6 protein-coding genes are annotated in these 9,393 nt (G+C 72.7%); 2 read left to right on the top strand and 4 right to left on the bottom strand.

What is annotated here, in order from left to right; all coding sequences use genetic code 11:
• On the top strand, positions 1-1,588 hold a 1,588-nt coding region (locus G3I40_RS04370), incomplete at its 5' end, for a DEAD/DEAH box helicase (protein ID WP_164300824.1).
• A 229-nt stretch (positions 1,589-1,817) separates the two neighbouring features.
• On the opposite strand, the gene G3I40_RS04375 is transcribed toward G3I40_RS04370, so the two are convergent.
• The 4 genes from G3I40_RS04375 to G3I40_RS04390 all read right to left on the bottom strand — a co-directional run bounded on the left by G3I40_RS04375 (position 1,818) and on the right by G3I40_RS04390 (position 7,948).
• The gene (locus G3I40_RS04375; RefSeq protein WP_164300825.1) at positions 1,818-4,946 is read right to left on the bottom strand and encodes a glycoside hydrolase family 2 TIM barrel-domain containing protein; all 3,129 of its coding nucleotides are present in this window, start codon (positions 4,944-4,946) and stop codon (positions 1,818-1,820) included.
• A gap of 85 nt (positions 4,947-5,031) precedes the next feature.
• Positions 5,032-6,018 (bottom strand): SGNH/GDSL hydrolase family protein, encoded by a 987-nt coding sequence (locus G3I40_RS04380; protein WP_343244823.1) that lies wholly within the window; start codon positions 6,016-6,018, stop codon positions 5,032-5,034.
• Between the two features lie 8 nt (positions 6,019-6,026).
• Complete coding sequence (locus tag G3I40_RS04385; protein ID WP_164300827.1) at positions 6,027-6,836, bottom strand: SDR family oxidoreductase; 810 nt, start codon at positions 6,834-6,836, stop codon at positions 6,027-6,029.
• Entirely contained in the window at positions 6,833-7,948 is a 1,116-nt protein-coding gene (locus G3I40_RS04390) for an LLM class flavin-dependent oxidoreductase (protein WP_164300828.1), read from the bottom strand. The genes G3I40_RS04385 and G3I40_RS04390 overlap by 4 nt, the downstream gene beginning before the upstream one ends.
• Positions 7,949-8,109: 161 nt before the next feature.
• Between G3I40_RS04390 and G3I40_RS04395 the strand changes: the two genes are divergently transcribed.
• Positions 8,110-9,165, top strand: a complete 1,056-nt coding sequence (locus tag G3I40_RS04395; protein WP_164300829.1) for a biotin/lipoate A/B protein ligase family protein — start codon at positions 8,110-8,112, stop codon at positions 9,163-9,165.
• Positions 9,166-9,393: the final 228 nt, after the last annotated feature.

The following is a 9,393-nucleotide window of genomic DNA, read 5'->3' on the forward strand; positions in this document are numbered from 1 at the left end:
CGACGTGCGGGCGACCGTCGCCGACGCGGTGCGCGCCGGGGCCGAGGGGCAGTTCGCCCAGGCGTCCGTGGACCTGCTGCGCGGGCCGCCGACCGACGTGGCCGCCTGGGTCGACTTCGCGCTGCGGTCCGCCGAGTACTACGGGCTGCTCGGCGAGATCTCGGGGCGGGCGCCCGACACGGCGGCCGTCGAGGGCTTCCTGCCTGCCGCGATCGCCGAGCAGGTACGTGGCCAGCACCTCGACGACGCCCGGCTGAGGGTGTCCCTGCGCGGCTACCAGGCGTTCGGCGCCCGCTTCGCCCTCGCCCGCGGCCGGGTGCTCCTCGGTGACGAGATGGGGCTCGGCAAGACCGTCGAGGCCCTCGCCGTGCTGACGCATCTGGCGGCCGAGGGCGAGGACCACTTCCTGGTCGTCTGCCCCGCGAGCGTCCTCGTCAACTGGACCCGGGAGATCGAGGCCCGCAGCACGCTGCGCGCCGTCCCGCTGCACGGGCCCGACCGGCTCGACGCGTTCGCCGACTGGAAGGGGCGCGGCGGGGTCGCGGTCACGACGTTCGACGCGCTGCGCGGCTTTCCCGCGCCCGGCGGCGGCGAGCTGGGGATGCTGGTCGTCGACGAGGCGCATTCCGTCAAGAACCCCCGGACGCTGCGCGCGCAGGCGGTCGCGGTGTGGGCCGAGCGCTGCGCTCGCGTGCTGTTCATGACGGGCACGCCCATGGAGAACCGGGTCGCCGAGTTCCGCAGCCTGGTCCGCATGCTCGATCCCGCGCTGGCCGACCGGCTCGACGAGACGGTGGGCCTCGCCGGGTCCGTGGCTTTCCGCCAGGCGGTCGCGCCGGTCTATCTGCGCCGCAACCAGGAGGACGTCCTGACCGAACTGCCCGGCCTGCAGCACACCGACGAGTGGGAGGAGCCGAGCGCGTCCGACGAGGCGGCGTACCGCGAAGCCGTGCAGGCGGGGAACTTCATGGCGATGCGCAGAGCCGCGTACGCGCACCCGGAGCGCTCCGCCAAGCTGCGGCGGCTGCGCGACCTCGTGCGCGAGGCCGGGGAGAACGGGCTGAAGGTGGTCGTGTTCTCGTACTTCCGGGACGTCATCGACGTCGTGCACGACACCCTCGACGGCGCACCCGACACCGGTTGCCCGGTGTTCGGCCCGCTTACCGGCGCCGTCCCGGCGGCGCGGCGCCAGGCTCTCGTCGACGCCTTCTCCGACGTGTCCGGGCCTGCCGTCCTGGTGGCGCAGATCCAGGCGGGCGGCCTCGGCCTCAACATCCAGGCGGCTTCCGTGGTGATCCTGTGCGAGCCGCAGATCAAACCGACGCTGGAGCACCAGGCCGTGGCCCGCGCACACCGGATCGGACAGCTGCGCCCGGTCCGGGTGCACCGGCTCCTCGCCCCCGGCGGCGTGGACGAACGGATGGTGCGGATGCTGACGGACAAGACCCGCCTGTTCGACGCGTACGCCCGGCGCAGCGCCACGGCCGAGGCGACTCCGGACGCGGTCGACGTGTCCGACACGGAGCTGGCCCGCCGGATCGTCGAGGACGAACAGGCCCGGCTCGGCGTGGCCGACGCACCGGACTAGCGATCGGGCCGCACACCGTTCCCGCCGAGCCGGTGACAGTGACGGCGGACGCAAGACGGCGGACGCCACAGCCACAGCAACAGCAACAGCAACAGCAACAGCAACAGCAACACCGTGCCGGCGTGCGGCCCCTCGCCCCGGCCGACCTCACCCTCAACGGCGGCGCCCCGGCCGACCTCACGCAACGCCGCGTCGGGCGGTCACGCGAGGTCGGCCGGAAGCGGTGCGGTCACTCCGGCGCCACGTCCAGCGCACTGATCCCGAACGCGCCCTGGACCGCGCCCGGTTGGGCGCTGACGAGGTCGATCCGCAGGCGGCGGCCGCGTACCGCGTCGAAGGTGACGACGGTCGGCTCGCCCGTCGCCGCGGCCCACTCGATGTCGGCATCGGGAACGGGGACGTACCTCTTGCCGTCCCACACAGACACGGTGAGCGACTTGGGCAGGGCGTGCGTGGCGTCGACCGTGAAGGAGAGTTCCACCCGTCCCACGGTGCGCTCCTCGGCCCACGCGACCGAGACCCAGTCGCGCGGCCTGGCCCCGGCGAAGGCGGGCAGCAGGGCGGTGGCGGCCTTCTGGAAGGCGTTGGACCACTGGGTGGCCGCGTCACCGTCGAGCATCGCGGCCGGGAGCGTGGTCGTGGCCCCGGAGTAACTGGCGTCCGCGAGCGGGTACTTCGGAGCTCCCGGGCCGGGGTCGGGGGCGAAGGGGGCGACGGGGGTGACCCGCGCACCGGCCGGACCGCTCACGCGCACCGTGGTCTTCCCCGCGCGCAGTCCGTCCGCCCGCGCGGTCACGGTCAGGGTCCCGGGCTTCGTGCCGGCCCGGACCATCGCGAGGGCGAGTCCGTGGAAGGTGGTGCGCGTACTGGCCTGGTAGCGCTCGGCGCTCTCCTGCTGACCGTTGTCGAGGCCCGCCAACTGGCCACCACTGACGGCGAATTCGATGAGGTGGGCGGCGTCGGGGACGACCACGCCGCGGGCGTCGACCACCTCGGCCGTGACGAAGGCCAGCGCACGCCCGTCGGCGGCGACGGACCTGCGGTCGGCCGTCAGCCGGACGGCGTGCGGTGGGCCGGCGGTGTGCAGTACGTCCGTCGCCACGATCTTGCCGCCGCGCCGCGCGACCGCCTTCAACTCCCCCGCGGCGAAGGGCACTTTCCACGTCAGGTGGAGCTTGCCCGCGCTGCCGTTCGGGCTGGTGTAGCTGCCGGGGTAGGCGCCGGTGGTGACGGTCTTGTCGTCGCCGGTCGCTTCGGTGGTCTCCAGGTACGGCCGCCCGTCGACGGTCTTCTTCTGGTCGAAGGAACGCACGCCCAGGGAACGGCCGTTGAGGAACAGTTCGACGTCGGCGACATTGGCGTACGCCCACACCTCCACCTCCTGCCCGGCCTCGTGCGTCGTCCAGTCCATGGGCAGCAGGTGCACCATCGGCTCGTCGGACCACTGGCTGCGGAAGAGGTGGTACATGTCCTTGGGGAATCCGGCGGTGTCGACGGCGCCGAAGAACGACGCCTTCACCGGGAACACGTCGTAGGGGGTGGGCTCGCCGATGTAGTCGATGCCGGACCAGAGGAACTCGCCCGCGAAGAAGCGCCGGTCGCGGTCCTTCTTCAGGCCGTACTCGCCGCTCATCGTCCATGAGGCGAGGTTGTTGTCGTACGAGGACGTCGCGCGCCTGCCGGGGGTGTGGTTCTCCCCGGTGTTGAGGTGCTCGGGCTCCTGGTACGTGCCCCGGCTCGACGTCTCGGACGACGACTCGGACTCGAAGAGGAACAAGTGCGGGTAGCGGGCGTGCAGTTGGTCGACGGAGGCGGCCGTGTTGTAGTTGAGGCCGAGACCGTCCAGCTCGGCCAGGATCAGGTCCGCGGGCGAGCCGGCGGCGGGCAGCGAACGATACTTGTCGGAGCCGATGACGACGGGCCGGGTCGTGTCGAGGGCCTTGATGCCGTCGACGAGGCGTTTTGCCATGGCGACGCCCTCGGTGCGGGTGGAGTCGGGGATCTCGTTGCCGATGGACCACAGGAGCACGGCGGGCGAGTTGCGGGCGGCGCGCACCATCTCGGCGATGTCGGCGTCGCTGTGCTCGTCGAAGAACCGCCCGTAGTCGTAGCGGTTCTTGCCGGTGCGCCAGCAGTCGAAGGCCTCGACAAGCATGATGATCCCGAGGTCCTCGCAGGCCTCGATCACCTCGGGCGCGGGCGGGTTGTGCGAGGTGCGCAGGGCGTTGACGCCCATGCTCTTCATGAGGGTCAACTGGCGGCGGACGGCGTCGGGTTGGATCGCGGCGCCGAGCGCCCCGAGGTCGTGGTGCAGGTCGACGCCCTTGATCTTGGTGTGGGTGCCGTTGAGCGTGAGTCCCGTCTTTGGGTCGAAGGTGGCGTGGCGGATGCCGAAGCGGGTGCGGTACGTGTCGACGGTGCGGCCGTCCACGCGCAGGTCGGTGACGAGCGTGTAGCGGTTTCCGGGGGTGTCGACGGACCACAACTGGGGGTCAAGGACGGTCAGTTGGTCGTGCGCCGTGTCCGCTTCCGCCGTGACCGCCTCGAGTACGGACTCGGCCCGCGCGACGCGCCGGCCCTTGGGGTCGCGGACGGTGGAGACGACGGTGACGTCCCGCTCCTGCCCCGATGCGTTGGCGACCGTGGTGCGCACGTCGACGGTCGCGTACCCCTTGTCGAGGGTGCCGGCCAGGTCCGGTGTGGTCACGAACGTGCCCCAGCGCTGTACGTGCACCGGTTCGGTGACGACCAGGCGGGCGTGGCGGTAGATGCCGCTGCCGGAGTACCAGCGGCTGCTGGGCAGCCGGTTGCGGACCTCGACGGCGAGGACGTCGGCGGTCCTGCCGTCCGTGTGCACGAGGTCCGTGATGTCGTACGCGAACCCGGTGTAGCCGTAGGGGTGGTTGCCGACGAGCTCGCCGTTGACGTAGACGTTCGCGTCCATGTAGACGCCGTCGAACTCGACGGAGATCCGCTTGCCCGCGTAGGTGCGCGGCACGGTGAACTTCTTGCGGTACCAGCCGAGTCCGCCCGGCAGGAAGCCGGTGCCGCTGGTCGTGTTGTGCGCGGTGGTGGGGGTCTGCTCGATGCTCCAGTCGTGCGGGACGGCGACCTCCCGCCAGTGCGCGTCGTCGTATCCGGGCTGCTCGGCGTCGGCGTAGGCGCCGGTCGGGTCGGCGATGCCGCCGCGGTCGACGAGCGCGAAGCGCCAGCCGTCGGCGAGGGGGACGGTGCGGCGCCCGAGGGTTCCGGTGCGCTCGGCGGCCCGCGCCGCGGGTGCCGCGAGGGCCCCGGCGACGGAGGCGGCCGCCCCTGCGGCGAGCACGGATCTGCGACGGACGGGCGGGGTGACGGACATGGGCGGGTCCCCTCGAAGCGAACATGATTCCCCAGAAAGCCACGAGTTCGCGGCAATGGATCCTTCGACTTCGAACAGGTGGGAGTCAAGTCCCTTGCCGCATACCGTTTCCGGCGTCTCCATGCGCCTGTGCGACGCCTGTGAGGCGGTCCGCCACCGCCCGCGCGAGGAGCAGATGACCGCGGTCGCCCGGGTGCACCCCGTCCACCAGGTGTTCCGGCCCGAGCAGGCCGCCGCCGGGCAGCAGGGCGAGGTGCCTGTCGCCACTGGCGACGGCGTCGTGCGCCGCCCGCTCGACGGCCGACCTCAACTCACCGAGCGTGGCGCCCAGTTGGTTCCGTGTCTCCTCGGCGTCGGGCCGCAGCACCGGCGAGACCACGAGCAGCGGGGCGTGCGGGTGGCCCGCGCGCAGGACGGCCAGGAAGGAGCGGGTCGTCTCGTACAGCAGCGGCGCCGAGTACGGGGTACGGGACCAGCAGTTCGTCCCGAACGCGACGGTCAGCATGTCGGCTTCCACCGAGGCGAGTTGCTGCGCCGAGGCGAGTTCGCCGCGGGCGGCGCCCGCGTACCCGAGGTTCACGTCTTCCAGGCCGAGCGCGCGTCCGGCGATGGCGGGCCAGGCGAAGTACGGGCGCGTCGCCGCCCAGCCCTCGACGATCGAGTCGCCGTACACGAGCCAGCGCGGCCGTCGCGGAGCCGGTTCCAGCGTGCCCCCGCCGAGCGGCCGTACGGCCTGGATCAACGGCCTGACGGTCTCCGGGAGTTGGACCGTGTACGTGCCGTCGCGGCGGGGCAGCGGCAACCGGACGACGTGAGCGCCGACGGCCGCGGGCACATCGACGCCGCCGAGGACGGTGAACGCGGGCGGCACCCCGCGGTACCCGTCGACCTCGGACGGCTCCCGGGCCACGTACGCGATCTCGACGGCGCTCACCCCGTGCGCCGTGAACTCCAGACGTACCCCGGCCGGCGTCCGCGCCCGCTCCCAGGTGTCCGCGGGCAGCCGGTCGCGGTCGGCCGGGTCGGCGCGCACGGGGCGGCCGTCCGGCTCCCACCACACGACGCCGCGCACGAACTCCCTCACCGCGGGCCGCCGATCGTCGGATAGGGGAACTTCACCCCGGCGCCGCCGTCCACCACGAGCGTCTGCCCCGTGACGTACGCGGACTGGGGCGTGGCGAGGAAGAGCAGGGCGGCGGCGATGTCGGCGGGCCGGGCGACCCGGCCGAGCGGCGCGTTCGCGGCGTTGCGGTCATGCCCCTCCTCGCCGAGCAGGCCCGCCACGCGCGGGGTCCACACCACTCCGGGCGCGACGGCGTTCACGCGGACCCCGCGTGGCCCGTACTCGACGGCGGCCGTGCGCACCAGCGACATCAGGCCCGCCTTGGCCGCGCCGTACGCGCCGTGCAGCGGGGCGGCGGTGAGGCCCGACACGGACGCGACGAAGACGAGCGGTCCGCCGCCCGCCTCGGCGACGGCCGCGCCGCCGTACTGCACGGCGAGCCAGGCGTGCCGCAGCACGAGCGAGAAGTGCCACTCCCACGCGTCGTCGTCGAGCGCGTCGAGCGCCGCGTAGCGGGCCATCCCGACGATGTCGACGACCCCGCCGACGCCACCCAACTCCCGTTGTGCGTAGGCGAAGAGGTCGTGCATGTCGGCCCGCCGCGTGACGTCGGCGACGTACGGAACGCCGCCCGTCTGCGCGGCGACGGCGTCCGCCCGTTCCTTGTCGAGGTCGACGCAGAGCACGCGCGCACCGGCCGCGGTGAGTGCGTGGGCGCTCTGCCGCCCGATGCCGTTGCCCGCGCCGAGCAGGACGACGCCGCGGCCGTCGAGGCGGTGCAGGGCCGCGTAGTCGGGCACGGGAGTCGTGTCGAGCGGCTCGCTCATGTGGCGGCCCTCTTGGGGGTGTAGGACGCCAGCTCGGGGATGACTTCCTTGCCGAGCACCTCGATGGTGCGCAGGATCTCCCGGTGTTCCAGGTAGCCCCACTGGACGTAGCAGATGAGCTGGTCGACGCCGAGGTCGGCGTAGCGCTTGGCCTTGCGGACGATGGTCTCGGCGTCGCCGATGAGGATCATGTCGCCGGCGTCGAACTCCGCGACGGGCACGCGCCCTTCGATGATCGGCGTGAGCAGCGGGAAGGTGTGCTCGCGCTCGTCGGGGGTGAGGTGCGGCAGTTCCCAGTCGAGGGTGAACCGGGCGAGGTTGCGGTACCACCAGGCGACCGAGTCCCAGACGCGGGGCGAGGGACGCTCGGCGGCGTGGACGAGGGTGTACGCGGCGACCCGGTCCGTGGTCACGTCGGTGAGCGGGCGCGGGGCGCGTGCCGCCTCCCGGTACGCGGCGACCTGGCGGCCCATCGCCTCCAGCGGCTGCATGATCGAGAAGGACAGGAGGCCGAGTCCGGCCGCGCCCGCGACCTGCGCCGAGCCGGGCGAGGTGGCCGCCATCCAGCAGGGCGGGTGCGGATCCTGCACGGGCTTGGGGGTGACCATGCGGCGCGGGAAGCGGAAGCGTTCGGACTCGTACTGGAAGTACTCCTCGCGCCACATCCCGGTGACGACCTCGATGGCCTCGCGCCAGTCGGCCCGCGACTGCTCCCTGTCGACGCCGAACGCGGTCTGCTCCATGGGAGTGGAGCGTCCGGTCCCCCACTCCACGCGCCCCTCCGAGAGCACGTCGACGGTCGCGACCTTCTCGGCGATCCGCTGCGGCGGGGTGAAGCCGAAGGGCGTGAGCGTCACCCCGAACCCGAGCCGGATCCGCTCGGTCAGCGCGGCCAGGTGCCCGAGCAGCACCTCGGGGGCGGGGCAGTGCGAACGCCCCTCCCGGAAGTGGTGCTCGACCGCCCAGACCGTCCTGAAGCCCATCCGGTCCGCGAACCTGATCTGTTCGACGGCCTCCCGGTAGGCGCGCTGTTCGGCGGCGCGCTGACCGTGCGGGTGCGTTCCCTGCCAGGGCTTCGGTACGTCGATCTCGTACAGCACGTCGAGGTCCATTGCGTCGCTCCTTCGTGGGGACGCCGGTGCACGATGCGGGAGATCTGACGAAGTGTCAAGAGAGGCCGGAAGCCGCCCCCGCTGTCCGCCGAAAGACGGAATGTCCGGCTTCCGGATAGCGTTGACCGCAATCAGGAGATGTCCGGTCGGAAGGCGGCACGATGCACGGCGAGTACAAGATCCCCGGCGGCAAGCTCGTCGTCGTGGACGTCGAGGTGGCGGACGGGATGCTGCGCGGGGTGCGCGTCGCGGGCGACTTCTTCCTGGAACCCGACGAGGCACTCCCGGCGATGGACGCCGCGCTGGAAGGCGCACCGGCCGACGCGGACACGGCGGCGCTCGCGGCCCGGATCGACGCGGCGCTGCCCGCCGGCACCGCCATGCTGGGCCTGACCACGGAGGGCGTCGCGGTCGCCGTGCGGCGCGCGCTGGCCCGGGCCACCGACTGGCGCGACTACGACTGGCAGCTCATCCACGACGCCCCGCAGTCCCCGGTGCTGCACATGGCCCTCGACGAGGTGGTGACGCAGGAGGTCGCCCTCGGGCACCGCCCGCCGACGCTGCGCGTGTGGGAGTGGGACCGCCCGGCCGTGATCATCGGCAGTTTCCAGTCGCTGCGCAACGAGGTCGACCCCGAGGGCGTGGCCCGGCACGGGGTGACGGTGGTGCGCCGGGTCTCCGGCGGCGGCGCGATGTTCGCGGAGCCGAAGTCCACGATCACGTACTCCCTGGCGGTCCCCGAGGCCCTGGTCTCCGGTCTCTCCTTCCAGGACTCGTACGCGTACCTGGACGACTGGGTGCTCGGCGCGCTCGCCGACATGGGCATCAAGGCCTGGTACCAGCCGTTGAACGACATCGCGACGGACGTCGGCAAGGTCGCGGGCGCCGCGCAGAAGCGGGTCGCCGCGGGACAGGGCGCGGTGCTGCACCACGTGACCATGTCCTACGACATCGACGCCGAGAAGATGGTCGAGGTGCTGCGCATCGGCCGCGAGAAGCTGTCCGACAAGGGGACGAAGAGCGCCAAGAAGCGCGTCGACCCCCTGCGCCGGCAGACCGGGCTGCCGCGCGAGGAGGTCATCACGCGCATGATCGACTCGTTCCGCGGCCGCTACGGCCTCAGCGACGGGGCGGTCACCGAGGCCGAGATGGCCCGCGCGCAGGAACTGGTCGCGACGAAGTTCGGTACGCCGGAGTGGACGGCCCGGGTTCCCTAGGGCCGGGTCGTCACGCTCCCCGCCTCCAGCTGTGGCGGGGAGGTACCAGGTGCCCCCCACTCGCCGGACACCGCGAGGCCACCCTCCGGGCGCCGACGGGAGGGTGCGCAGGGGCCGCCCCAGGAGGGACGGCGGGAGGGTGCGCAGGGGCCGCCCCGCAGGTGGACGGCACCGCCCGTCAGGCCGAGGCGGTGGACGCTCCCGCGGCCGCGTCCGCCTGCCGCGCGG

The organism is Streptomyces sp. SID14478 (assembly GCF_010548525.1).
In the GTDB taxonomy this organism is placed as follows: Bacteria; Actinomycetota; Actinomycetes; order Streptomycetales; family Streptomycetaceae; genus Streptomyces.